Source organism: Mesorhizobium sp. M0590 (genome assembly GCF_040320905.1).
Taxonomy (GTDB): domain Bacteria; phylum Pseudomonadota; class Alphaproteobacteria; order Rhizobiales; family Rhizobiaceae; genus Mesorhizobium.
The window spans coordinates 12,354-35,675 of the sequence record NZ_JAMYQN010000006.1 but is presented as its reverse complement, the minus strand read 5'-3'; the positions used below and the strand labels follow the sequence as shown (position 1 = coordinate 35,675).

Annotated in this window: 25 protein-coding genes, 1 tRNA gene and 1 pseudogene; 9 read left to right on the top strand and 18 right to left on the bottom strand. The window is 62.0% G+C overall.

The features are described 5' to 3' along the window. From infA to NKI52_RS12150, 7 genes are all read right to left on the bottom strand, one after another. Entirely contained in the window at positions 1-219 is a 219-nt protein-coding gene (infA, locus tag NKI52_RS12180; protein WP_006200926.1) for a translation initiation factor IF-1, read from the bottom strand. Positions 220-308: 89 nt separating this feature from the next. Next, a complete protein-coding gene (locus tag NKI52_RS12175) occupies positions 309-719 on the bottom strand; it encodes an arsenate-mycothiol transferase ArsC (protein ID WP_023677404.1) in 411 nt (136 codons plus the stop codon). A 58-nt stretch (positions 720-777) separates the two neighbouring features. Continuing rightward, positions 778-1,263: a UPF0262 family protein gene (locus NKI52_RS12170; protein ID WP_292663977.1), complete on the bottom strand. Its 486-nt coding sequence runs from the start codon at positions 1,261-1,263 to the stop codon at positions 778-780. 1 nt (position 1,264) lies between these two features. Beyond that, on the bottom strand, positions 1,265-2,557 hold the full coding sequence (gene hisD, locus NKI52_RS12165; RefSeq protein ID WP_352698110.1) for a histidinol dehydrogenase: 1,293 nt from the start codon (positions 2,555-2,557) through the stop codon (positions 1,265-1,267). Between the two features lie 4 nt (positions 2,558-2,561). Next, entirely contained in the window at positions 2,562-2,996 is a 435-nt protein-coding gene (locus tag NKI52_RS12160) for a DUF2948 family protein (RefSeq protein ID WP_352698108.1), read from the bottom strand. A gap of 92 nt (positions 2,997-3,088) precedes the next feature. Beyond that, positions 3,089-4,381, bottom strand: coding sequence for a UDP-N-acetylglucosamine 1-carboxyvinyltransferase (murA, locus tag NKI52_RS12155; protein ID WP_352614714.1), 1,293 nt, complete (start codon positions 4,379-4,381; stop codon positions 3,089-3,091). A gap of 157 nt (positions 4,382-4,538) precedes the next feature. Next, the gene (locus NKI52_RS12150) at positions 4,539-4,769 is read right to left on the bottom strand and encodes a hypothetical protein (RefSeq protein ID WP_352683168.1); all 231 of its coding nucleotides are present in this window, start codon (positions 4,767-4,769) and stop codon (positions 4,539-4,541) included. 160 nt (positions 4,770-4,929) lie between these two features. On the opposite strand from NKI52_RS12150, the gene NKI52_RS12145 reads away from it, so the two are divergent. Both NKI52_RS12145 and NKI52_RS12140 read left to right on the top strand, forming a co-directional pair. Beyond that, positions 4,930-5,004: transfer RNA gene (locus NKI52_RS12145), tRNA-Thr, on the top strand. Positions 5,005-6,217: 1,213 nt separating this feature from the next. Further along, complete coding sequence (locus NKI52_RS12140; protein ID WP_352698105.1) at positions 6,218-6,769, top strand: group I truncated hemoglobin; 552 nt, start codon at positions 6,218-6,220, stop codon at positions 6,767-6,769. A gap of 99 nt (positions 6,770-6,868) precedes the next feature. Here the strand turns inward: NKI52_RS12140 and NKI52_RS12135 are convergent, their stop codons facing one another. Then, positions 6,869-7,462 (bottom strand): SOS response-associated peptidase, encoded by a 594-nt coding sequence (locus NKI52_RS12135; protein ID WP_352683163.1) that lies wholly within the window; start codon positions 7,460-7,462, stop codon positions 6,869-6,871. A gap of 51 nt (positions 7,463-7,513) precedes the next feature. Here NKI52_RS12135 and NKI52_RS12130 point away from each other — a divergent pair, with 51 nt between their 5' ends. Beyond that, positions 7,514-7,954: a hypothetical protein gene (locus tag NKI52_RS12130; RefSeq protein WP_352698103.1), complete on the top strand. Its 441-nt coding sequence runs from the start codon at positions 7,514-7,516 to the stop codon at positions 7,952-7,954. Positions 7,955-8,070: 116 nt separating this feature from the next. Here the strand turns inward: NKI52_RS12130 and NKI52_RS12125 are convergent, their stop codons facing one another. From NKI52_RS12125 to NKI52_RS12115, 3 genes are all read right to left on the bottom strand, one after another. Next, positions 8,071-8,598 (bottom strand): hypothetical protein, encoded by a 528-nt coding sequence (locus NKI52_RS12125; RefSeq protein ID WP_352614733.1) that lies wholly within the window; start codon positions 8,596-8,598, stop codon positions 8,071-8,073. 522 nt (positions 8,599-9,120) lie between these two features. Then, complete coding sequence (locus NKI52_RS12120) at positions 9,121-9,321, bottom strand: CsbD family protein (protein WP_023719429.1); 201 nt, start codon at positions 9,319-9,321, stop codon at positions 9,121-9,123. Positions 9,322-9,512: 191 nt separating this feature from the next. Beyond that, on the bottom strand, positions 9,513-10,796 hold the full coding sequence (locus NKI52_RS12115; protein WP_352698101.1) for an ROK family transcriptional regulator: 1,284 nt from the start codon (positions 10,794-10,796) through the stop codon (positions 9,513-9,515). A gap of 197 nt (positions 10,797-10,993) precedes the next feature. Between NKI52_RS12115 and NKI52_RS12110 the strand changes: the two genes are divergently transcribed. From NKI52_RS12110 to NKI52_RS12095, 4 genes are all read left to right on the top strand, one after another. Continuing rightward, entirely contained in the window at positions 10,994-13,552 is a 2,559-nt protein-coding gene (locus tag NKI52_RS12110) for an ATP-binding cassette domain-containing protein (protein ID WP_352698099.1), read from the top strand. Next, positions 13,549-14,538, top strand: coding sequence for an ABC transporter permease (locus tag NKI52_RS12105; RefSeq protein ID WP_352698097.1), 990 nt, complete (start codon positions 13,549-13,551; stop codon positions 14,536-14,538). The genes NKI52_RS12110 and NKI52_RS12105 overlap by 4 nt, the downstream gene beginning before the upstream one ends. 46 nt (positions 14,539-14,584) lie before the next feature. Then, entirely contained in the window at positions 14,585-15,586 is a 1,002-nt protein-coding gene (locus NKI52_RS12100) for a rhamnose ABC transporter substrate-binding protein (RefSeq protein WP_352698095.1), read from the top strand. A gap of 87 nt (positions 15,587-15,673) precedes the next feature. Next, entirely contained in the window at positions 15,674-16,435 is a 762-nt protein-coding gene (locus tag NKI52_RS12095; RefSeq protein WP_352624342.1) for a glutamine amidotransferase, read from the top strand. A 70-nt stretch (positions 16,436-16,505) separates the two neighbouring features. Here the strand turns inward: NKI52_RS12095 and NKI52_RS12090 are convergent, their stop codons facing one another. The 6 genes and pseudogenes from NKI52_RS12090 to NKI52_RS12065 form a co-directional block, all read right to left on the bottom strand. Next, positions 16,506-17,009, bottom strand: a complete 504-nt coding sequence (locus NKI52_RS12090) for a DUF2314 domain-containing protein (protein WP_352624344.1) — start codon at positions 17,007-17,009, stop codon at positions 16,506-16,508. Positions 17,010-17,111: 102 nt separating this feature from the next. Further along, positions 17,112-17,253, bottom strand: a pseudogene (locus NKI52_RS12085) (SDR family oxidoreductase); the annotation flags it as partial. Positions 17,254-17,339: 86 nt separating this feature from the next. Next, complete coding sequence (locus tag NKI52_RS12080; RefSeq protein WP_352624345.1) at positions 17,340-18,221, bottom strand: YihY/virulence factor BrkB family protein; 882 nt, start codon at positions 18,219-18,221, stop codon at positions 17,340-17,342. A gap of 175 nt (positions 18,222-18,396) precedes the next feature. Further along, a complete protein-coding gene (locus tag NKI52_RS12075; RefSeq protein ID WP_023677423.1) occupies positions 18,397-18,801 on the bottom strand; it encodes a TadE/TadG family type IV pilus assembly protein in 405 nt (134 codons plus the stop codon). Continuing rightward, the gene (locus NKI52_RS12070; RefSeq protein ID WP_023677424.1) at positions 18,791-19,210 is read right to left on the bottom strand and encodes a TadE/TadG family type IV pilus assembly protein; all 420 of its coding nucleotides are present in this window, start codon (positions 19,208-19,210) and stop codon (positions 18,791-18,793) included. Before NKI52_RS12070 ends, NKI52_RS12075 begins: the two co-directional genes overlap by 11 nt. 26 nt (positions 19,211-19,236) lie before the next feature. After that, the gene (locus NKI52_RS12065; protein WP_348625932.1) at positions 19,237-20,592 is read right to left on the bottom strand and encodes a pilus assembly protein TadG-related protein; all 1,356 of its coding nucleotides are present in this window, start codon (positions 20,590-20,592) and stop codon (positions 19,237-19,239) included. Positions 20,593-20,755: 163 nt separating this feature from the next. On the opposite strand from NKI52_RS12065, the gene NKI52_RS12060 reads away from it, so the two are divergent. Next, positions 20,756-22,081 (top strand): NAD(P)H-dependent oxidoreductase, encoded by a 1,326-nt coding sequence (locus NKI52_RS12060; RefSeq protein ID WP_352634686.1) that lies wholly within the window; start codon positions 20,756-20,758, stop codon positions 22,079-22,081. Further along, positions 22,074-22,232 (top strand): hypothetical protein, encoded by a 159-nt coding sequence (locus NKI52_RS12055; RefSeq protein WP_352589246.1) that lies wholly within the window; start codon positions 22,074-22,076, stop codon positions 22,230-22,232. The genes NKI52_RS12060 and NKI52_RS12055 overlap by 8 nt, the downstream gene beginning before the upstream one ends. 147 nt (positions 22,233-22,379) lie before the next feature. Here NKI52_RS12055 and proC read toward each other — a convergent pair whose 3' ends face one another. Beyond that, positions 22,380-23,195, bottom strand: a complete 816-nt coding sequence (gene proC, locus NKI52_RS12050; protein ID WP_352589249.1) for a pyrroline-5-carboxylate reductase — start codon at positions 23,193-23,195, stop codon at positions 22,380-22,382. Positions 23,196-23,322 lie beyond the last annotated feature (127 nt).

Genomic DNA, 23,322 nt, shown 5'->3' with positions numbered 1-23,322 from the left:
TTACTTGAAGCGGTAGGTGATGCGGCCCTTGGTCAGGTCGTAGGGCGTCATCTCGACCAGGACCTTGTCGCCGGTCAAAACGCGGATGCGGTTCTTGCGCATGCGGCCGGCCGTATGGGCGATGATTTCATGTTCGTTTTCGAGCTTGACCCTGAACATCGCGTTGGGCAGCAGTTCCGTCACGACACCCGGAAACTCGAGGACTTCTTCCTTCGGCATTCGATACCTTTGCTTGGATGGGTACTTCCAGCGCCCCGGCCGGAAAGTTGCGCGGAACCTATATGATAAACGTCCGCTTGTGAACATGCTTAATCCGCGGCGTTTTTAGCCCCGTTGCCGAGAAAACGGCGGCCGATCCGCGCCTTCAGCCGCTCGCGCACGTCGCGGTAGGCGGCCATGATCTGCTCGCGCGTGCCGCTGACGCCGGTCGGGTCGGGCATCGGCCAATACTCGACCTCGACGGCCAGCGAGCGGGTGAGCTCGAGCGCGGTGTGGTGGGCTTCCGGCGCCAGCGTGACGATCAGGTCGAAATAGTCGTCCTCGAGGTCGTCCATCGTTCTCGGGTGCCGTTCGCCCAGCGACAGCCCTTCTTCGGCCAGCACGGCATCGACGAACGGATCGCGTTCGCCGCCGCGCACTCCCGCCGAGGCGACGAAGGTGGTGGGCGGAAGCACCTTGCGCGCCAGCAATTCGGCCATCGGCGAGCGCACGGCGTTCATACCGCAGACAAACAGGATCGAGCGGGGCAGGATCGCGCGGGGCAGCGGGGCGGCCAGTTCAGCCTCGCCAGTGCAGCACGCAAACCAGCGTGAACAGCCGGCGCGCCGTGTCGAAGTCAATCTCGATCTTGCCGGCAAGGCGGTCCATCAGCGTCTGCGAGCCTTCATTGTGCAGGCCGCGCCGGCCCATGTCGATCGCCTCGATGTGGCTGGGTGTCGCGGTGCGGATGGCATCGTAATAGCTTTCGCAGATCATGTAATAATCCTTGACGATGCGCCGAAGCGGCGTCAGCGACAGGATGTGGGTGACCACGGCTGCGCCGTCCTCGCGCGCCACCGCAAACACCAGCCGGGACTCGGCCAGCGACAGTTTTAGTCGGTACGGTCCGGCGCCGTCGTCATTGACCGGCTGGAAGCGGTTCTCCTCTATCAGGTCGAAGATCGCCACCGCCCGCTCATGCTCGACATCGGGCGTCGAGCGGCCGATCGTCTCGTCGAGCTCGACATCGATCAGCCTGGCGCGGGTTTGGTCGTAGTCGGACATTCTACATGTTCAGCCGGATGCCGACGGAGCGTCCATGTGCATCGAGCCCTTCCGCCTTGGCGAGCGTGATCGCCGCCGGCGCCAGTGCCCGCAACTGCTCCGGCCCGAGCTTCAGGACCGAGGTGCGCTTGACGAAATCGAGCACCGAAAGCCCGGACGAAAAGCGCGCCGAGCGCGCCGTCGGCAGCACGTGGTTGGAGCCGGCGACATAGTCACCGATGGCTTCCGGCGTATGACGGCCGAGAAACACCGCACCGGCATTGCGCATCCGCGCCAGGAAGGCCTCTGGGTCATCGATGGCAAGCTCGACATGTTCGGCCGCGATGCGGTCGACCAGCGGCAGTGCTGCCTCGATCGTTGGCACCAGGATCACGGCGCCGAAATCGCGCCAGCTCGCCGCCGCCGTTTCTCCGCGCGGCAGGTTCTGCAACTGCCGCTCCACCGCCTGTTCGACCGCTGCGCCAAAGGCACGGTCGTCGGTGATCAGGATCGACTGCGCCGACACATCGTGTTCGGCCTGGGCGAGGAGGTCGGCGGCGATCCAGTCCGGATCGTTGCTGCCGTCGGCGACGACCAGCACTTCCGACGGCCCGGCGATCATGTCGATGCCGACCGTGCCGAACACCTGGCGCTTGGCCGCCGCGACATAGGCATTGCCGGGGCCGACGATCTTGGCGACGGGCTTTATCGTTTCGGTACCATAGGCAAGGGCCGCGATCGCCTGGGCGCCACCAACGCGGTAGATTTCGGAGACACCGGCAAGGTCGGCTGCCACCAGCACCAGCGGCGGCACCTCGCCGCCGGAGGCCGGCACCACCATGGCGATGCGCTCGACGCCGGCGACCTTGGCCGGTATCGCGTTCATCAGCACCGAGCTCGGATAGCTCGCCGTGCCGCCCGGCACGTAGAGCCCGACGGCCTCGATCGCCGTCCAGCGCGAGCCGAGCTCGACGCCGGCGGCATCGGTGTAGCGGTCGTCCTGCGGCAGCTGCCGCTGGTGGTGGGAGCGGATGCGCTCGCGCGCGAATTTCAGCGCCTCGACCGTCTGCGGATCGGCGGCCTCGTAAGCCTTGGCAATGTCGTCCCTGGAGACGGCGATGCCGAGCCTGGCCAGGTCACCGCCGCCGAATTTCTGCGTGTACCCGACCAGCGCCGCGTCGCCCTCGGCACGCACCTTGGCGATGATCTCGCGCACCACGGCGTCGACATCGGCCGAGACTTCCCGCTTGGTCAGCAGGAACGCGGCAAAGCGCTGCTCGAAATCGGCGTCGGACTGGCGAAGCGTGATGGCCATCGGCTCAGACCCTGTGGACCGGGCGCGACGTCGCTTCCCAGGCGCCGCCGACATCGGCAAGCCGTGCCTCGATGCATTCGACATCGAGCATGATCGCGCCGCCGCCCGAAAAGATCAGCTCGACGATGCCGGCCGGCTTGTCGAGCGCGAGAAAGCTGATCGCCAGCAGCGACAGCACTTCGTCCGGCTTGTCGCGGGCAATGCCGCTGGTCTTGGCGCCGAGCACCCGGTCGAAATGCAGCACGGCCTGCCGCCGCTCATTGTGCTGGCGCAAGAAGCCGGATTTCGCCTCCCAGACGAAGCGGTTCATGGTCAGCACGAAGCGCTTTACCGAAGGCAGGTATTCGAGATCGCTGACCTTCATGACAGCATCCTGGACATGCGCCGAGATGATGCCCAGATCCTGATCGTCGAGCGCGACAAGCTTGAGGCCATTCATGCGGAATTCGCACCTGCGAAGGTTTACAATTGGCCTTCTGTTAGGCGGTCTTGGCGATCGGTGCAACCGCGCCACAAGCCTGCGGAAAGGCTCTAGCCCGAAATGCGCTCGATCTCCGCGCCGCAGCCGGACAGCTTTTCCTCCAGCCGCTCGAAGCCGCGGTCGAGATGGTAGACGCGGTTGACCGTGGTTTCGCCTTCGGCGGCCAGGCCGGCGATGACCAGCGACACCGAGGCGCGAAGATCGGTCGCCATGACCGGCGCGCCCTTCAGCTTCGCCACGCCGTCAACGATCGCCGTCTGGCCGGACAGCGTGATGTGGGCGCCGAGCCGGGCGAGTTCCTGGACGTGCATGAAGCGGTTTTCGAAGATCGTCTCGGTGATGCGCGACTTGCCCTTGGCCATCGTCATCAGGCCCATGAACTGCGCCTGCAGATCGGTCGGGAAAGCCGGGAAGGGCGCCGTCGTCACGTCGACCGGCGAAATGCCGGCGCCGTTGCGCCTGACGCGGATGCCGGAATTGGTCTGCGTGATCTCGGCGCCGGTCTGCGAAATGATGTCGAGCGCCGTCTGCAACAGGTCGGGCCGCGCGCCTTCCAGCACGACGTCGCCGCCGGTCATCGCCACCGCCATCGCATAGGTGCCGGTCTCGATACGGTCGGGGATCACCCTGACGCGGGCGCCCGACAGCGCCTCGACGCCGTCGATGGTGATGGTCGCCGTGCCGGCGCCGGAGATCTTCGCGCCCATGGCGTTGAGGCATTCGGCGAGGTTGACGATCTCCGGCTCCCGGGCGGCATTTTCGAGCACCGTCTCGCCCTTGGCCAGCGAGGCCGCCATCATCAGCACATGGGTGGCGCCGACCGAAACTTTCGGGAACATGTAGCGGTTGCCGACAAGCCGGCCGTTCCTGGTCTTGGCGATGACATAGCCGGTGTCGACATCGATATCGGCGCCCAGCGCCTGCAGGCCTTCCAGGAACAGGTCGACAGGCCGTGTGCCGATGGCGCAGCCGCCGGGCAGCGACACCTTGGCTTCGCCCATGCGGGCCAGCAGCGGGCCGATCACCCAGAACGAGGCCCGCATCTTCGACACCAACTCGTAAGGCGCCGTCGTGTCGACGATGTTGCGGGCGGAGAAAGTGATGGTGCGCGAATAGCCTTCCTGCTGCTTTTCGCGGCGGCCATTGACCGAGTAGTCGACGCCGTGATTGCCGAGGATGCGGATGAGCTGCTCGACATCGGCCAGATGCGGCACGTTTTCCAGCGTCAGCGTGTCGTCGGTCAAAAGCGCGGCGATCATCAGCGGCAGCGCAGCGTTTTTCGCGCCCGAGATCGGAATGCTTCCGGCAAGCTTGTTGCCGCCGACAATTCTGATGCGATCCATGAAGAGCGTCCCCTCGGCGCCAAGGCCGGTTTAAATCGGTTGAGTCTGTTGCGGCCATCTAGACCATTGGCCGGCTTGGTTCAAGAAACAGGCTACTCCCCACTTTGGCCCACGCCGACTTGGCCAAAGTACCGGCGACCAACATAGCCGATTCGCGTTAATCTTTTTTCATCGCCGCCTGCAGCCCCTCCGGCCGCTCGTCGGCCTCGCCAGCGCGCCGCTTGTCGGCGTCGCCGGTCCTTCGTGAGCGCGATTGCGCCTTGCGCTTCTGCAGGTTGGCGCGCAACTGCTCGGCCAGCCGGTCCTTGCGGCCCGTTCCGGCCTTTTTCGCTGAATCATCCTTCTTCGGTGATCCATCCTTGTTCGGAGAAACTGTCTTGCCGTTCATCGTTCGGTCCCCGGCCGGCGACCCGCCGGTGCGTATCAAGGGATAGCCAACATTGTGGCACGGCCATGTCCGCAACGATCGCCCGGTGCGGCCTTTCAACCCGTCTTTGTCTTGGCCTTGCGCTTGCCGGTTCGATATGGCAGAAGCCCCGCCATCGGCGGCTGCGGTAGCTCAGTGGTAGAGCACTCCCTTGGTAAGGGAGAGGTCGAGAGTTCAATCCTCTCTCGCAGCACCAGATTGTTTTCGCTGGCGCATCTTCCACGGCTCCCTTACCTGCTCGATGATGATTGTGCGCGGTTGGCGAGGTTGCCGAAAAATATGGCGCCCCGCGATCTGTCGAGTGCCACGCGCACAAGCTCGTCGAAACAGTGGTCTTGCACGCGCACCTCCCGGCGCTCGCACGCGCCATGATGCGCGCGGGGAAAGCGTTCTAGTCTGCCCTGCTGCAAGCGGCTTAACAAAGCTTGCAGCCGGGAACAATCGCTCAATGACTCGCGTTTCTCGCGAAGACCCGCTTCTTTTGCACGGGCAGCGGCCTCGAAGGCTCGCAAATGTCGCGCCGGCGTTTCAATCGCACTCGCCTCAGCCCTCACGATTTGGCTATTTGTGAACGCGTGTTTGATCAGGTTTGCGCAGATGAGCACATTGACCCTCTAAGCCTGGATGCCGAAGCCTTGGCGGTGATGATTGTCGCAATCTTCCGAAACGTGACTACCAATGAGCGCGAACTGCTGGAGGAAGTTAGGTCTCTTCGTCGCTCAAAAGGTGCAGAGAAGGCGCACTAGCTAGGCGGCGTTCCGAGGCGAATTGTTCTAGTCCCGCATTGGCACAATCGGATTGGCATCTGAATTGCCCATTGATGATCGCCAGAGTGTAGCCACCGAGCTTGCGAAGGGGATAGAAATGGGTTTGGCCGAAGACTTATCTGATGTCGCGCTCACATTCGAATGTCCGGATTGCTCACACCCGGCGGTAAGAAAGGGCTCCGCACTAAGAACAATCGCGCACTTCAGATGCGACGGGTGCAACGCCAAGGTGCGGATGACCTATCCGCAGAAGCTCGCGATCTTCGAAAAGCACAAGCTATTGGCCGCAAGCAGCCGGCAAAGCCGCGGGAAGCGATTGTACGCCCCCTACCGGGGCTGATTGCCGCCGACAACACGACACAGAAGGAAAATGCCCAAGGTCAGGGGCACAGATGCGGCCGAAGTGGCTTCGCGACCTCTGCCGCGTGCAGCGACGCCTGCTAAGCCTTCCTCATCCGCGCGACCTTCGCCCCTTTTGACGCATGTTGACCATGACAATGCGCCCAATCGGAATAATTCGGGCGAACGGCTCGTTAGTTCGTTAGGCGGTGCTAAAATACGGCAAAGTGTCCGAATGTCATTTCATGAAGCCCGCCAGACAGGCTGCGGCTCGCTCTGGCCTAACCGCGAAGGGAACCAGGAATGAAAACGGCTGTTTCGACCTCTTTGACAAGACGAAGTGTTGTCGCCGCGCTGGCGCTGACCGCGGCATCGACGGCGGTATTGCCTGCCGACAACGCGCTCGCCCAGGCCAAGAAGACCACAGCTGAGAAAAGTCTGTATGAGCGGCTGGGCGGCGTGTTTGCCATCGCAGCGGTGATCGATCACTTCAGCGACGCCGTCGTGAAGAACCCGATCGTTGGCAAGAAATCCAAGAATCCGCAGCTGCGCAAATGGCACACCAAGAACCTGGAAAGGTTGCCCGGCCTCAAGTTCATGCGCACGCTGTGGGTCTGCGACGTTTCTGGCGGGCCCTTCAAGTTCGTCGCCACCAAGCCCGGTACGACGCCGCTCGGTCTCGAGGAGGCGCATCGCGACCTGCGGATTTCCCCCGCGGAATTCGATGAGGTCGCAGCCGAACTCGGGCGGACCTTGGATCATTTCAAAATTCCGAAGCCTGAGAAAACTGAAGTCCTGGAAGCTTTCGCCGCCCACAAAGACGAGGTCACCGCCGGCTACGTCAAGCCGGGCTGAAGCGCTTATATCGCGCGGGCATTCGTTCTGAGCATGGCGCGCATCGCCGTGACGATGCGGCGCGGCCGTAGCTCAGCGCGCGCAGTCTTCCGATGGATCCTACTCGGAACCTGCGCGAACTGTTTCCGCGCTGAGCGACCCTTCCGGCAGTGGCAGCATGAGTTCAGCCTCGGACTTCGTCAGATGGATCCATGCCGCCCAGTCCGATGGCCGCAGCACAACCACTTGCCGATTGTGATATGGCGCGACATCCGGCCCCGGATCGGTCGTCAGCATCGTGAACGTCGGCGGCTTGTTGCCGACACCCTCGCGCCACAGCCCGGCAATCGCCATGAACGAATGGCCATTCAGCGTGAACCTGTGCTTGGTCTTTGGATATTTCGTTCCCGTGAATTCGAAGAATGCCGACGCCGGAACGAGACAGCGCTTGCTGTTGCTGAACTGCCGGCCCTCCGAGCGAAAGTTGAATACAGGTCCGCCTTTTGGCCCGGCCGGGGGAAAGCCGAACGTCATCGACGCCAGTTCGATTGCGTCGCCGGCGGCGCGCATTACAGGCGCGGGGTCGTTGATGTGGATGTCATCCGCCTGCGGCAGATCCAATTCGGTTTGATGGCTGGGGATTTTGAGCGCCAGCGATTCCATCATCCGGCAGTATTCGGCCCAGGCGATGTGCTGCTGGTAGTCATTGCACATGGAAAGGCTCCGTACGCTCGACCGAGATCAGTTCAACATAGCGTTTATCGGTTGGCGCCGATTGCTGGCGGATTTGATATAAGCCTATTTGGGCCGGCGTGCGGCAGCGATGGCCTGCAACAGATTGATGCTGTTCACGTCGGGTTCGCTGGATGCGGCAACGGCAAGTGCGGCGGCTTCGGCTATTTTCGCGACGTCGTCGCTGCTGATCGTTCCACGCTTTTCCAGCAGATTTACGAGTTCGACAACGAGAAGAAAGGCGTTCACACCATATCGTTCGGCTCTGAGCTCGAACTCGCCTCGAGCCAATTTCTCCGCGTCTCCTTCAGCCCGTTTGTCCACGTTGGCGTCCTCTCCTATGGCTACAAGCTATTAACGCTTAGCACGAATGGTTTAATCCTTCGAACTGGCCACAACCTTCGCCAATTGCCGGGCATAGTGTCGCCGGTGGCAAGGGGCATGGGTTCAGCCAAGGATGAGACCAACCAATAGAACGGTAAGAACAAAGGACAACACGACGGCAAGTAGCCCGCATGCTTCCAAAGTGTTGGTTTGCCAAGCTTTCGTCGGGCGCCTCCGGTTTGAATTCCCGTTTCGCGAAACAAACTTCATCGGGCACCAGATCGGACGCGGAGCCGGCTTGAATTTGGCAAAGCGCTCCTCTTCATCGGCCCGGAAGGCATCTCCGCGAAACTCCGGAGCACCGTATGCGCGGCGCCGGCCTGCCTTTCATCGACGCGGGCCATCACCAGTACGACACCTTCTGCGATCTTCGGCTTGCGCGGCTTCTGGGCGAAATTGGCGAAAGTTCCGAGAAGCACGCCGGCAAAGCCGCCCCAAGCCGCACCGACCAGGGCCATGCCGGTCATCCCCGCAGGATCAACGTCTTGAGCTCCAAAAGCGCTGAAGCCGGCCAACAGACCAGCCGTCGCGCCAAGTGCGGCACCAGCGACGGCACCCCGCCAGAGAGCACTCATCTCATCGTCGTAATATCCAGCAACGCTGATCGGTTCATCATTGTCATTGTAAGATCCGACGACGCTGATTTGCCGGCGACGAATCCCGGCAGCCTGAAGCCTGGCCACGGCACGTGCTGCCTGGGCATGGGAATTGAACAGCCTGCTGATCGTTTGCATTTACGCCCAGACCCGCCGCCCGTTCGGAGCGTCGGGCCTCTCCTCCCTGGCTTGAACTCTTCCGCCCGGACGCATCTTCGTCGCGCCAAAGCTCACCACAACGTGAGCCAGCCGGCTACGTTCCCAGCCGGGGCTTCGGTCCAATCCTGGAGTATCTTGCTTGGGACCTAAGTCTGACCTGCTTGAATGCAACGGGCAGTGAGGCCACGCCGAGAGGGAGCCGTTGCTGAATCGAAGAGGTCGAGGAGAGGGCTAAGGCCTATCGCAGACCCAAAAAGCTCAAAATGGCGATTACGATCACGATGGCGCCGACCAGCCAGATAATGTTGTTCATGATTACGCTCCTTCGCCTACGGGCTGGGCACGCCGAGGCGAAGCCCGCCACGCAAGTGGAACATTAGATGCGGCTAAAGGTTCCTCGCGGGCCTCGCTGTCGAAAGAGCCCACCGCACCAGTCGGCACGGCGGGCGACGCAGAGCTTCACCCCGGTGGTGGGCAGCAAACGGCATTGCATCCAAAGGCTCAGCTGATGCTTCTGGACCAGTTATCAACCTGGCGCTCCGCCTCTTCCTTGGCGATGCCATATCGCTCCTGGATGCGTCCCAAGAGCTGGTCCCTATTGCCCTCGATACGATCAAGATCGTCGTCGGTGAGGTCACCCCACTGCTCCTTCGCCTTGCCTTTGAACTGCGTCCATTTTCCCTTGATTTGATCCCAGTTCATATGTTCCTCCTTGCTTCCTGGGCCCGCACTGAAGCGGAGCGCGGACCGATCGGCATTTCAATGTTGGTGACGAATGAAGATTAGCAGCCGCTAAAAGTTCCGGTGCCGACGCAAAAAGCCCGTCGTGCCGTGCCGGACTGCGAGCTGATGTTGATGATGCCCGGAGCTTGATGCTCTTTCGCGGCACTATCTTATGCCGTTGAAGGCGCTGAGCTTCTTGCTGGTTGGCCTTGGCTGGCAAGCCTCGAAAGGCTGCCCGGCAGCATTGTTCTGTCCTTGCCGATCATGAGCACGCCGCTGTCGGGCGCCAACAGTGCCGAGAACGGCAGCATCGCCGCGCCGATCGGCGAGGCCTCGGGGCCGAATTGTCCCGAGACGATTTCCGGCGCCACGATGCCGATGGCGCTGATCCTGTTGAACTGGGTCTGCACCTTTGCCAGCAGCTCGAGATGGATCGGCCGCGGCAGGATGCTGTCGAGAACGATCGCTTCGATGTCGATGACGGAGGTGATGGCGATGATCGCCTCGACCAGCGCATTGGCGCAATCGTCGATCCATTCGGATAGCGGTTCGCGCGCCCCTGGCGGCAAGGGGTCGAGTTCGCGCACGCGGTTGATCTCGATGCCGCGCGATTTGAGATGATTGACCAGCACATAGATCGAAGCGCGATGCAGCAGGCTCTGGTAGCGCGCCGGCTTGGCCGCCACCGAATCGAGGCTTGAAGGCGAGACCGGCAAAGGACCGAGCGCGGCGCTGTTGCCGTGCGGCCCGGTATGGACCTTGCCGCCTTGCACCAGTCCACCGCCGACAAAGGTGTCGATCGAGATATGCATGAAGTCGCGGAACCGCGCGCCGGTCCCCTGGATGAGTTCGGCGAGTGCGGCCGATGATGCGTCGTTTTCCACGAAGACCGGGGTCTTCGGCTTTGTGGCGAAGAACGTCGTCAGATCGATTGCTTCCCAGCGGCTGCCGAGATCGTCGGGAAAGCCGAGCTCTTCGCTCCAGCCGCCGAGAAAATATGGCGAGGCGATGCCGATGCCGACGATGCTGGCATCGCCAAGCCCCTCGACCAGCTTGTCGAAATTGGCCAGCGACATGTTGCCGGCCTTGAGCACCATGTCGGGATCCGGAAAGCGATATTCGTGCGACTCGCGCGAGCGGACCTCGCCGGCAAAGTCGACGAGCACGGCTTCCAGCGCGCGCCGGCCGATCTTGATGCCGACGCTGTAGATACGCTCAGGTGCAAGTCGGTAGAGAGTGGATGGGGATCCGCGTTGCCCGAACCTTTTCCCCACTTGCTTTACGAATCCGGACGATTCCAGCCCGTCGACAATGGTGGCGACCGCGGCCGGCGTCAGATTTGCGGCGCGCGCCAGATCGGACTTGGATGCCTCCTTCAGGCGGCGAATGGCATCAAGCACGAAGCGCTCGTTATAATGCCGAACCTTGACCGAATTGCTGCCTTTTCCGGACAAAACCGGCGCCTCCCCATTCATTCCCGCAGAGCCACTCCAGCCGCTTGCGGCTTTGAGGCTGCCGCGGGGTCGAGCACTCCAATCGCACCCGTGCGCGACGCGACAGTGCCCTTCGCGGCCATGGAAGTCAATTTTCCAGTTGCGGCATTCGACCATTTAATATAGCAAATTGAAAAAACAGGGACCAGGGAGGAAAGGTGCTGCACTTGGGCGCATTAGGCGAAGCCGACGCCATGGTGAAGAGCGACGCGGCTGTCCCCGTTGCCCTGGTTCAGGCGACAAAAGCCTTCGGCGGCACGATTGCCCTCAAGGACGCGTCCTTCGAATTGCGCTCAGGCGAGGTGCTGGCTCTGCTTGGCGAAAACGGCGCCGGCAAGAGCACCTGCGTAAAGCTGCTGGCCGGCGTGTATCTCCCGACCGGCGGCCATGTCGAAGTCGATGGCAAGCCTGTGGTCTTCCATTCGCCGCACGACGCCCAGGCTGCCGGCATCTCGGTCATGCACCAGCACCCCGGTCTTTTCCCTGATCTTTCGGTGGCGGAGAACATCTATCTCGGCCATATGCCGCGCGACCGCTTCGGCGGCATCGACAACGCCGCCATGCTTGCCGGCGCGCGCAGGGTGCTGGCGACAGTCGGCCTCGACGTGCCGGCCGAAACCCGGCTCGGAACGTTGCGCACCTCCGAACAGCAACTGGTCGAGATCGCCCGCGCCCTGTCGCTCGACGCGCGGGTGCTGATCATGGACGAGCCGACGGCCGCCCTGTCGCAGCGCGAGGTCGAGCGGCTGTTCACTGTCGTCGCCGACCTGCGGCTGCACGGCGTGGCGATGATGTTCGTCGGCCACCGCATGGACGAGATCTTCCGCATCGCCGACCGCATCGCGGTGCTGCGCGACGGGCGCCTCATTGGCGTCAAGCCGAAGGCCGAGCTTGGCCGCGCCGCTGCCATCGGCATGATGGTCGGCCGCGAGGTCACCGACCTCTATCCGCAACGAAGCCATGCCACCGGCGCACTGGTGCTGGAGGCGAGGGGGCTTTCGCACGCCGGTGGCTTTTCCAATATCGACCTCAAGCTCCATGCCGGCGAGGTGCTCGGGCTCGGCGGCCTGGTCGGCAGCGGGCGGACCGAGATCGCGCGCGTGCTGTTCGGAATCGACCAGCCCGATGCCGGCGAAATCCTGATCGACGGCGAAGCTGTGCGCTTCGCGTCGGCACGCGACGCCATGGATGCGCGTATCGCCTATGTCTCTGAAGACCGCATGGGCCAGAGCCTAGTGATGGATTTTTCCATCCTCGACAACGCGGTGCTGCCAGTCCTCGACAAGGCAGCCCGCTCCGGCTTCTACGGCACGAACCGCGCGATCAATCTGGTTTCGGACTGGCTGAAGCGCATGAAGCTTCGCTTTTCCGGCTACGCGCAGCCGGTAAAGGAACTGTCCGGCGGCAACCAGCAGAAGGTGGTGTTGGCCAAATGGCTGCGCACCGAACCGCGCGTCCTCATCCTCGACGAGCCGACGCAAGGCATCGACGTCGGCACCAAGGCGGAAGTGCATGCGATGATCGCCGACCTTGCCGCCCAGGGCATGGCAATCATCCTGATCTCCTCCGAAATGCCCGAGCTCATCGGCATGTGCGACCGCATCATCGTCCTGCGCGAAGGCCATCGGACGGCCGAATTTGCCAGGGGCGAAGCGACTCAGGAAAAGGTGCTGGAAGCAGCGACCAAGGTCGGCGAAAGCGCCGATGCGGCGGCACAGGCCGCCGGCGAGGAGAAGAGAAAAGGACCGCTCGACATACTGAAGCGGCGGGAGTTCGGTCTGCTCGCCGCGATGCTGGCGGTCGCCATCCCGGTCACCATCATCAACCCGCGCATGGTGAGCGCTGCAAACCTGACCGCCGTGTCGATGGATGCCGCCTTGCTCGTCGTTGCAGCACTCGCGCAGATGCTGGTGCTGATCACCCGCAACATCGACCTTTCGATCGCCGCGGTGATCGGCCTGTCGGCTTACATGGCGGCCAGCATGGTCCAGGCCTATCCAGGGCTCGACATCGGCATTGGCCTGATAACCGCATGCGCCGTCGGTGGCGTCGCCGGCCTGATCAACGGCCTCGTCGTCACCAGGGGAAAGATCCCGGCGATCGTCGTCACGCTGGCCTCGATGTCGATCTTCCGCGGCTTCAACTCGATCTGGGCAGCCGGCGACCAGATCAGCGCCGACGAAGTCACGCAAGCCTGGCTCGACATGACCGGCCTGAAGATCGCCGGCGTGCCGCTGATCGTCGTCATCGCGATCGTCATCCTGTGCCTGGGTTATGTGCTGCTCTATCGCACGGCCATCGGGCGCGAACTGTTCGCCGCCGGCTCCAATCCCGACGGCGCGCGTCTTATCGGCATCCCCGTCGACCGGCGCATCCTGCTGGCCTTTGGCATGGCCGGCCTGCTCGGCGGCCTGTGCGGTGCGCTGTGGGCATCGCGCTATGCGACCATCGATGCCCGCGTCGCGCTCGGCTTCGAACTCACCGTGATCGCGTCGGCGGTGGTCGGCGGCGTCGCCATCCGCGGTGGTTCGGGCACGCTGCTCGGTATCATCCTCGGCGCGCTCACGCTGCTCGTCATCAAGAACGGGCTGACGCTGGTGCGCGTCGACCCGCTGTGGCTGCAGGGCGTCTACGGCCTCGTGATCCTGGTCGCCATCGGCATCGACACCTTCATCGTGCGGCGGGCCGAGCAGGCAAGACAGGCGAGGGCGCGGTGAAAAAGTTCCTCCGTTCGATCGACTTCTGGGATCTGCTGCTGGCGACCTCTTGCGTGGCCATCTTCCTCTATGCCGCGATCTTCGTGCCGAATTTCGTTTCCGGCTTCAATCTCTCGCAACTGGCCGCCAGCGCCTCGGAAAAGGCATTGCTGATCCTGCCGATGACGCTGCTCATCATCACCCGCGAGATCGACCTGTCGATCGCCTCGGTGCTGGCGCTGACGTCCGTCGTCTTTGGCTTGCTGGTCCAGGCCGGTGTGCCGACACTTGCCGCAATCCCGCTGACGCTCGTCATCGGCGGCCTGCTCGGCGCCTTCAACGGCTATCTGGTCTCGGGCCTTGGACTGCAGTCGTTGGTTGTGACGCTCGGCACCATGGCGCTCTATCGAGGCATTGGCTACATCCTGCTCGGCACTGGCTCGGTCAACATCCTGCCGCCCGCGGTCGTCGATTTCGGCATCAACAACCTGCCTGGCACCGAGATACCGTGGACCATCGTGCCCTTCCTGGTGCTGGCGCCGGTGTTTGCGGTCGTGCTGCAGAAGACGCCGACCGGCAAGCGCATCTACGCGCTCGGCGGCAGCCCCGAAGTGGCGCGCTATTCCGGCATAAACACGCGCCGGATGGTGCTGAACCTGTTCGTCGTCTCGGGCGTCGTCGCGGCGATAGCCGGCATCGTCTATACCGCACGCCTTTCCAACGCCCGCGCCAACAATGCGCTCGGCATGGAGCTTGACGTCATCACCATCGTGCTGCTCGGCGGCGTCAGCGTCTTTGGCGGCAAGGGCCGCCTGACCGGCGTCATGCTGGCACTGGTCCTGATCGCCATCATCCGCAACGTGCTGGCGCTGAACCAGATCGGTGGCGACGCGCAGGGCATGATCATCGGCCTGCTTCTAATCGGCTCGCTGCTGATCGGCAATTACTGGCGCTCCACACAGGAGATGCTCAGCAGATCCCGCGCAATGCGCGAGACAAAGGGGTGATCTCGGGCCCCTTCCTTCAAGCCCGAATTTTGACGGAGGAGTCACAATGAAAGCGTTTAGATTAGCCCTGCTCGCATCCGCGGTTCTGCTTGCGCCAAGCTCGCTGGCCTTCAGCCAGGAGTGCGCCAAGGAACCCGTAACGGTCGGTTTCCTGCCCAAGCTCGACACGGATCCCTACTTCAAAGTGGCCTTTGGCGGCGCACAAGAGGCAGCCAAGGAAATTGGCGGCACCGCTACCCAGGTCGCCCCATCGCAGGCGACCGCCGAGGCGCAGATCGATTTCATCAACAGCCTCGTGTCGCAGAAGGTCGGAGTCATCGCAATTGCCGGCAACGACGCCAATGCCGTCGCGCCTGCGCTGAAGCGCGCCGTTCAGCAGGGCGTCAGGGTGATTTCGTATGACTCCGATGTGGCCGCCGATGCGCGTGCGGTATTCGTCAATCAGGTGAAGGGCGACAGCCTCGCCGAGATGATGCTGGAAAGTGCATTCGCCCTCAGCGGCGGTGAAGGCGAATTCGCGATCCTGTCGTCGACGCCGACGGCAACCAACCAGAACGCCTGGATCGACTTCATGAAGGCGAAGATGGCGGCCGAGCCGAAGTTCTCCAAAATGAAGCTGGTGCAGGTGGCCTATGGCGAAGAAAGCGAACAAATCAACCAGCAACAGGCGTTGGCGCTGGTCCAGGCGTTTCCCGATCTCAAGGTGATCATCGTCCCGGCTGGCATCGGCCTTCCGGCGGCCGCGCGTGCACTCGAGGAGGCGGGCATGATCGGCAAGGTCAAGCTGACCGGTCTCGCGCCGGCCACTCTGATCTCGAAATACATCAAGGACGAAGCGGCTCAGGATATCTGGTGGAACGTCACCGATCTTGGCTATCTTACTTATCAGACGGCCCAGGCGTTTGCGCAATGCAAGATCACCGGCAAGGAGGGTGAGAAGTTCACGGCAGGCAGGCTCGGCGAATACACGATTGGCGCCGGCGGCGAACTGATCCTTGGCCCGGCTAAGATCGTGACTCCCAAAAATCTGGCCGAGTTCAAATTCTGATCCTATAGAGCTTGAGTTCTAGGGGGCGCCGGTCCATCCGGCGCCCTTCCCAAAAACCTCTCGAAATGAAAACAGTGCGGGGCGGCAATGAAGATATTGCTTGCAGGCGAAACCTTTGCGGCGACGACGTCGGTCGCCATCGGCAGCGACGTGCTTACAAGTGCGGCCTCGACAAATGGCGCGACGGCCTTCAATGCCGCACTGGCTACTGAAGGCATCGCGGTCACGCAGATCGGCGGCGAGCATTGCAGCGCGGAGTTTCCCTATGACCTCGATGGGCTCGCCCAATATCAGGCGGTGGTGATCTCCGACGTCGGCGCCCTGACATTGCTGGTGACGCCGGATGCCCGCGCCGGGCGTGTCGGCGTCAACCGCCTCGATGTGCTCAAGGCCTATGTCGAAGGTGGCGGCGGGCTGATGCTGGCCGGCGGTTACATGGGCTTTCAGGGCATGTTCGGGACGGCGCGTTTCCACGACACCCCGGTCGAGGACGTTCTGCCGGTCCGTTGCCTACCCTACTGCGACGGCATGGAGGTGCCGCAAGGCTTGCAGGCCTCCATCCTGCAGTCGTCACATCCGATTTTTTCCGGGGTGGAGGGGCCTTTGCCGCCGATTCTCGGCATGAACAAGCTGGAATTCAGGCGCGACGGTTCGTCCCGGCTTCTGGCGACCTGCCACCATCGCGGCACCGACTGGCCGCTCCTTGCCGTCGGTAGCCATGGCCGCGGCCGCACGATTGCCTGGGCAACCGATATCGGCCCGCATTGGCTCTCGCAGGATTTCCTCGGATGGCCGTTCTACGGAAGACTGATGGCGAACATGGTCCGTTGGCTCGCCGGCGATGAATGAGAAAGCTGGTTTGACCAGTGCGGCTGCCCAATCCTCCAACGAAAGACCAGGCTATCAAGCACGCGTTGAATCAGGACGGCAGTGGCTCATAAACCGAAACCCCGATGTATCGATCGTATGAGCCACGATTTTTCTCAGGAAGCTTGTCTCGGGTTACACGCAATGTGAATCCCCCCTGCAAGTGCCCCGCGTCGAGAACCATCCAATCGAAAATATCATCGCCTTCAAACGAAAGTCGCTGTCCGACTTGATGCCATTTCTGAAGCTCGGGTGGCACCTCGAAAAACGTACCTGAAAATAGCCGCTCCTCAGCATGATAATGCACAGCGGCAAGCCAAAGGAAAACAAAGTGGTCCTCCCGAAGACGTACGGACTCGTCGGGATCGCGAAACCGAAGCTTCGCAGAACAGAAGGCATCTGCATTTCCCTCGATATGTTCGACAAATGTCGGCACACTCGCAAGCGCGCGATCGTAAGCTGCTAGGAAGGCGGGGTCTGTCTGCGAGATAGCCGTGAAGAGTGGCTCATTCCGCGGTTCGTCGAATTCACCGTTCGATTGAGATTTTTCGCTCATAAAAGACCTCTTGGACTAACCTTGCGAAGTCCGCGCGCTTCTTCCTGGTGTGGGGAGACGGCGCTCGCGAAGCGGTGTCGCACTACCAGCCAAAGAGTCCTATCACGCTACCGACCAACCGCCATCCACCAATTATTTTCGCGCCAGTGATCAGTGACGCCGCCGGCGAGGCGAGGAACACCACGGTGCCCGCGACGTCGATCGGGTCGCCGATGCGGCCGAGCGGAATGTGGCCAGCACATGCAGGCGAGTGCGCAGGCGCGGCCGCTGCCGCGCGAGGCCCCGGTGACCAGCACCACCTTGCCGGCGAGGTCGAATTTCGGCGTGAACTCATTTGTCATGCGATTCCACCTTGTTCTTCAAATCGGACCGGCTGCCGTGTCGAACCGAATAGGCTCGCGTGAATTCGGCGCCCAGCAGAAATATCTCGGCCGAATAATAGACCCATAACAGCACGACGAGCAGGGCGCCGGCCGCGCCGTATGACGATGAGATGGCGCTGGTTCCGATATACCAGCCAATCAGCGACTTGCCGATGGTGAACAGAAACCCGGTGACCACGGCGCCAATGCCGACATCGCGCCATTGCAGGCTGCGGTCCGGCAGCACCTTGTAGATTGCGGCAAACAGCAGCGTGATCAGGGCAAACGAGACGGTCCCGTTGATGGCGCTCAGGATGATGGTGCCGAACGGCAGGTAGGCGTTGATGACTTCTCCGAGCGCCGAAATTGCAGCGCTTACGACCAGCGACACCAGGAGCAGAAAACCGAGGGCGGCGACCAGGCCCAGGCTTGCAATGCGTGCCCGAACCATTCGTGAAATCGTTGCCCCGCTCGGTTTGACTTTCCAGATTTCGTTCAACCCCAGCTGCATCTCGCCGAACACGCCGGATGCGGCGACGAACAGCGTGACCAGCCCCAGAATGCTGGCGAGGGTTCCGGCTTCCTTCTGCGAGGCGTTTTCGATCGTAGCTCGCAGCAGCTCGGCACTTTGCGGCCCCATCAGGCCAGCGATCTGTGCCGAAAGGGCGAGTTGCGCCGCCTCGTGCCCGAAGGCCATGCCGGCGATAGCGACAACGATGAGCAGGATCGGCGCAAGCGAGGTCGTGGCATAAAACGCTATCGCCGCCCCATGGCTCAGCGCATTGTCATCGATGAAGCCGATGACGCTCTGCTTGAGGAGCCTCCAGCCCTCTGCTGCCAAATTCCACATGTAGGCCTCGCATGCCTGTCAACAAACAAGTAGCGGCGCCGCAGCGCTGGGCGAGGGGTGGGCGGCTCGGCCGGAACAAAGCCGGCAACGGCGCGCTGTACAAGGCGATCGCCTATAAAGGCGGCGTGCAGCGAACATCCTGCGAAAGGTGCCGCTCGACTGGCCGGGGACGTGCTCACGATGCAATCAGGGGAACTGTGACAGTTGTCTGATAATTTATCGGATATCGGTTGAAATACGGGAACTCGATCACGAACGCATATTGGGCGGTCAGATGTGCCATGCGAAAGCCGCCGCTGGGGGCGTCGATTGCTATTGTTACATCGACGTCTTTCAATCCCAAATCCAGTAATTTTTCCGTGGCAATGGCTTGGATCTGGGCCTGCGTCAGCGAGTTCTTCATTTGCAGCGCACGTGACGACGTTTCCAGCGTGTACCGAACACTCGACATAGCATTCAGAGCCCAGCCGAATGCAAAGATGCCGATCAAAAGCATTATCAGAAAAGGCGCGATCAGCGCGAACTCTAATGCAGCTCCGCCTGATGCATCCCCCGTGAAAGCTCTCGACTTAGCGGACACGAATCACCTGTTGATGACTGAGTTCGCGCGAGAGGGAAAACGCACCAAAACTGAAGGGCGGTGACCAGGTGGCTGTCGCCTGTATTACGAGGAAGACCGAGGGGGCTTTCAAAGTGTCGCACAGGACCGATGGATCGGCCACGATGTTCCCGCACATGTATTTCCGGCTCACTGCCACCTGCGCGCCATCAGGATGGTTTTCCCAGCTCGAAAGAGCGACAGCTTGGATGGTCGTATCCTCGACTGCTCCTTGCATCACGAGGTTCGCCGCGGTTTTGACGCCTGCACGCATCGACAATGCGCTCGAGACAAAAGACCAGCCGTCGATGATGCCAAGAAGTACCAGGCAAAGGGCGGGCAGAACCAGCGCAAACTCTACCGCGGCAACACCCGAATCACTCCGGAACATCCGGACTTGTAGCCGATCCACGAAAACTACTCGACAAGCTGAACGGTTTGCGTGGCCGGAATGTCTCGCATTCCAAGGCTCGTGCAATCCTGAATGATGTTTGCGTTGCCGGACCATTGCACGGTACTTGCGACGACCTGCGTGCAACCACCTTTGCCCGAGAAATTGCCGAGATAATTGACGCCCTGTGTTGGAAAATACAGAGCGCCGGTCAATAGCGAATCCGCCGTGCCATTAAACGTGTTGGATCCCGCCAGGTTGGCTCTGTCGCCATAGAACAGCACACCTGAATAGGTGCCCGACGTCGGTGCGCTGAGCTTGACGGTCGCCGTGCCGTTCATGCTAACGCCGGAGGTATCGGCCAGATAAATGACGACACCCTCGCCGGAAATATTTGCATTCGAGCTCGCTTTGAAATCGCCTCCCTCAATGACGTATATCCCGGGCGAGAGGGTTACATTGCCGCTCAAGCTGAGCCCCTTGCAGTATGTTCCAGGTTGCAAGGTTGACTGATTGCCGTTTTGACAAGGGTTCGTGGCCGGCGGCGCCGGCAGGTCGGCAAAAGGATCAGCAGCGGGCAGCGCCTGAGTTATCAGGCTGGCGCAAACGGTCTTCACGACGTTGCTCAACGAAACACCGCCTGCCGATATCAGGCAATCGACATCAAGGCTTGCCGATCCCTGAAGTTTGATGGCGTCCGGAGCTATCGAATTCGACATGACGGAGCAGCCTGTCAGTTTTGTGGTCGAACTGCCGGAAAAGAGCGCCGCTTTCGAAGCGGAAGGATCGACCGTCAAAATGCAGGCTTTTGAAGCATCCGTAATAAGAGCCACCGCCCTTGCTTGTGCGCCAACTGCGTTTTGCGTGAATATCGACGTAAAGAACCGATCGAGGTTCTGATGAACGACTACCTCAACCGCCTTTTTTCCGACATTTGGACCGGCTGACGGAGGCGAGAAGACCTCTATTGTACCTGCTGACGGTCCCCAGCCGTTCGTGGTCGCTGACGCTGTCGCTGCGGAGACAATCTTTGGCGTGTCGGATCCCGAAACCTTTTCCAAAGCGCCAGCATAGGCCGCCGCATCCGCCACCGCTTGTAGCTTCAGGCTGCTGTAATACCAATAGGAAGTCTCGATACCGAGGCCCGCACCGCCGACGACAATCGGCAAAGACAGAGCAAAAATAGTAGCAACGTTGCCGCTCTCGCCGATCGGTCGCATAGCGCGGAAAAAACACCTAAAAATGCGGGCACGCCAGTCCATTTCCCTATTAAAGCAGGATTGCATAAAAGAATGACTAAGAATTTCCGTACATTTCTTGGCTGCGATCCATCCAGGCTTAACGGCCCGTTCCGCCGCTTCAACGCGGGCCTTTGGCGCCACAGGACCCTCGTTAGTCCTTCGGCCGGGTGCATGTCTTCATAGGAACAATTCTGGTTTCCGGGGTCATGCGCAAGAAAAGACCGCCGCGGCCGGTTTCGATTGGCAATGGGTTGCCGTTCCCTGCTATTCCCGCTTCAAATCAAAAAGCAGTGGACGTTCCAGTATGACCAATGTCGCCTTGACCGGGCTTGCCCGCGATCTTGCCAAGCGCGCCGCGGAAGGCCGCCCGGTGCGCATCGGCGTTATCGGTTCGGGCGAGATGGGCACCGACCTGGTGACGCAAGGCATGCTGATGCCGGGCATTTCGGTTTGCGCGATCTCGACGCGCCGCCCGCATACGGCGCGTGAGGCCATCCGCATTGCTTATGGCGACCAGGCGATGGCAGCCGAAGCGGACAGCGCTTCGAAGGTCAGCCAGGCGATCGAAAGCGGCAAGATCGCCATCACCTCGAACGAAATGCTGGTCACCAATCCGCTTATCGATGTCGTCATCGATGCCACCGGCAAGCCCGGGGTCGCCGCCGATTTCGACCTGATGGCGATGCAGCACGGCAAGCACCTGGTGATGATGAATGTCGAGGCCGACGTTACCATCGGCTGCTATCTAAAGCAGCAGGCCGACCGGCTCGGCGTCGTCTATTCGGTCGGCGCCGGCGACGAGCCGTCGAGCTGCATGGAGCTGATCGAGTTCGCCTCGGCGCTCGGCTACACCATCGTCTCCGCCGGCAAGGGCAAGAACAACCCTCTCAACCACGACGCCGTTCCCGACGACTACCGCGAGGAGGCGCTGCGCCGCAACATGAATCCGCGCATGCTGGTCGAGTTCGTCGACGGCTCGAAAACCATGGTCGAGATGTGCGCCATTGCCAACGCCACCGGGCTGGTGCCCGACGTTCCCGGCATGCACGGCCCCAAGGCCGATCGCGACGAGCTGGTCAAGGTGCTGATCCCGCGCGAGCAGGGCGGCATTCTGTCGAAGAAGGGTGTCGTCGACTACACCGTCGGCAAGGGCGTGGCGCCCGGTGTCTTCGTCATCGTCGAGGCGACGCATCCGCGCATCATCGAGCGCATGGACGATCTGCATATCGGCCACGGTCCCTATTACAGCTTCTTCAGGCCCTACCATCTGACCTCGCTGGAAGTGCCGCTGACGGCCGCTCGCATCGCGCTTTACGGCAAGCCCGACATGGTGCCGCTGCCGCGGCCGGTGGCCGAGGTCTGCGCCGTGGCCAAGCGCGATCTGGCGGCAGGCGAGGTTTTCGATGCGATCGGCGAGACCTGCTACCGCTCCTGGACCATGACCGTCGAACAAGCCCGCGCCCATCGCGCCGTGCCGGTCGGTCTGCTCGAAGGCGGCAAGGTGCTGAAACCGGTGAGGAAAGGCGAATTGCTCACCGCCGACAATGCCGCGCCCGACCCGACGACCGGGCTGTTCGCCTTGCGCCGGCTGCAGGACGAGATGCTGTATGGGAATCTTGGTGATGGCTGAGGTCCGTGAATCCGAGTTGAAGCGGGAAAATGGACGCCCTTCTCTGGCAGAGCGGCTCGCGGCCATTGCCGATGATCTCAAAGCCAAAGCCGGCAAAGACGGGCGGCCCGTGAACAAGGACGAGATCGACGACTTGTGGGGACATCGCTGATATCTGTCGACATTCTAGGCTATCGCGATTTTGATGTCGGCAGGACAGTGGAGGGCGCGAAGGAACGCCGCGTAACGGCTTTTCTACCGGTTGCTATTGCCGAAAGGAACGGTCGGCCATCACCGCCGACCGGCTCCCCCAGAAGCCCTACTTCCCCAGCTCGATAGACCGCAGCCGCGCCGCTTCCACCGCCTCGGTGAGCAGGCGCGTCAGCCGGTCCTCGCCCATCAGTACTGCAAGGGCCGCAGCCGTGGTGCCGTTGGGGCTGGTCACCTGCTGCCTGAGCACGCCCGGCTCCTCGCCGCTTTCGGCGGCCAGCGATGCGGCGCCGTAGACCGTCTGCATGGCCAAGAGCTTGGCAGTCCCGGTCGGCAGGCCGGCTTTCTCGGCGGCCACGGTCAGCGCTTCGATGAAATGGAAGATATACGCCGGCCCCGACCCGGAAACCGCCGTCACCGCATCCATCAGGGCTTCGTCGTCGATATCGGCCACTTGCCCGCCCGCCGAAAGCAGGTCGGCGACGAAGCGTTTAGTCTCGTCGGAAACCAGCCTGTTGGAAAACACCACCATCATGCCCTTGCCGATCGCCGCCGGCGTGTTGGGCATGCAGCGCACGATCGGCGCGCGGTCGCCGAGAATACCTTCAAACGTGGCCACCGGCGCTCCGGCGGCGATGCTAAGGAAGGTGGTCCGGCCATCGTTGAAGCGGATGTAACCAGCCGTCACGTCGCGGATCACCTGCGGCTTCACCGCAATGACGACGACGGTCGGCACGGCGTCCGCCGGGATGGCGCCGGCATCCGCGGCAGCAGCGCAGCCCAGTGCTTCGGCACGCTTGCGCAACTCGGCATTGGGCTCGACCACGAACACCGCAGCCGGAGCGAGCTTGCCGGCTTTCAGCCAGCCCGAGAGCATGGCATAGCCCATATTGCCGCAACCGGCGAGAACAAGCCTGATCGTCATCGAAAGCCTCCCATAGAGATGGCTTCCCCATAGACGTTCGCGGCAGGGCGGGGAAGCCCTGTTGGGACCGTGATCAGGCGGAAACCCCGACCTTGCGGTTGGATGCGCATGTAGTCGCGCAGCCGCG

Bases quoted from the DNA above. Each gene is read 5' to 3' on its own strand.
- NKI52_RS12070 (WP_023677424.1), bottom strand. From the start codon at position 19,210: ATGTTCCGGAGTGATTCGGGTGTTGCCGCGGTAGAGTTTGCGCTGGTT.
- hisD (WP_352698110.1), bottom strand. From the start codon at position 2,557: ATGGCCATCACGCTTCGCCAGTCCGACGCCGATTTCGAGCAGCGCTTT.
- NKI52_RS12160 (WP_352698108.1), bottom strand. From the start codon at position 2,996: ATGAATGGCCTCAAGCTTGTCGCGCTCGACGATCAGGATCTGGGCATC.
- NKI52_RS12055 (WP_352589246.1), top strand. From the start codon at position 22,074: ATGGCTGAGGTCCGTGAATCCGAGTTGAAGCGGGAAAATGGACGCCCT.
- NKI52_RS12120 (WP_023719429.1), bottom strand. From the start codon at position 9,321: ATGAACTGGGATCAAATCAAGGGAAAATGGACGCAGTTCAAAGGCAAG.
- NKI52_RS12090 (WP_352624344.1), bottom strand. From the start codon at position 17,009: ATGAGCGAAAAATCTCAATCGAACGGTGAATTCGACGAACCGCGGAAT.
- NKI52_RS12125 (WP_352614733.1), bottom strand. From the start codon at position 8,598: ATGCAAACGATCAGCAGGCTGTTCAATTCCCATGCCCAGGCAGCACGT.
- infA (WP_006200926.1), bottom strand. From the start codon at position 219: ATGCCGAAGGAAGAAGTCCTCGAGTTTCCGGGTGTCGTGACGGAACTG.
- NKI52_RS12140 (WP_352698105.1), top strand. From the start codon at position 6,218: ATGAAAACGGCTGTTTCGACCTCTTTGACAAGACGAAGTGTTGTCGCC.
- NKI52_RS12135 (WP_352683163.1), bottom strand. From the start codon at position 7,462: ATGTGCAATGACTACCAGCAGCACATCGCCTGGGCCGAATACTGCCGG.
- NKI52_RS12170 (WP_292663977.1), bottom strand. From the start codon at position 1,263: ATGTCCGACTACGACCAAACCCGCGCCAGGCTGATCGATGTCGAGCTC.
- NKI52_RS12100 (WP_352698095.1), top strand. From the start codon at position 14,585: ATGAAAGCGTTTAGATTAGCCCTGCTCGCATCCGCGGTTCTGCTTGCG.
- NKI52_RS12175 (WP_023677404.1), bottom strand. From the start codon at position 719: ATGAACGCCGTGCGCTCGCCGATGGCCGAATTGCTGGCGCGCAAGGTG.
- murA (WP_352614714.1), bottom strand. From the start codon at position 4,381: ATGGATCGCATCAGAATTGTCGGCGGCAACAAGCTTGCCGGAAGCATT.
- NKI52_RS12080 (WP_352624345.1), bottom strand. From the start codon at position 18,221: ATGTGGAATTTGGCAGCAGAGGGCTGGAGGCTCCTCAAGCAGAGCGTC.
- NKI52_RS12060 (WP_352634686.1), top strand. From the start codon at position 20,756: ATGACCAATGTCGCCTTGACCGGGCTTGCCCGCGATCTTGCCAAGCGC.
- NKI52_RS12095 (WP_352624342.1), top strand. From the start codon at position 15,674: ATGAAGATATTGCTTGCAGGCGAAACCTTTGCGGCGACGACGTCGGTC.
- proC (WP_352589249.1), bottom strand. From the start codon at position 23,195: ATGACGATCAGGCTTGTTCTCGCCGGTTGCGGCAATATGGGCTATGCC.
- NKI52_RS12150 (WP_352683168.1), bottom strand. From the start codon at position 4,769: ATGAACGGCAAGACAGTTTCTCCGAACAAGGATGGATCACCGAAGAAG.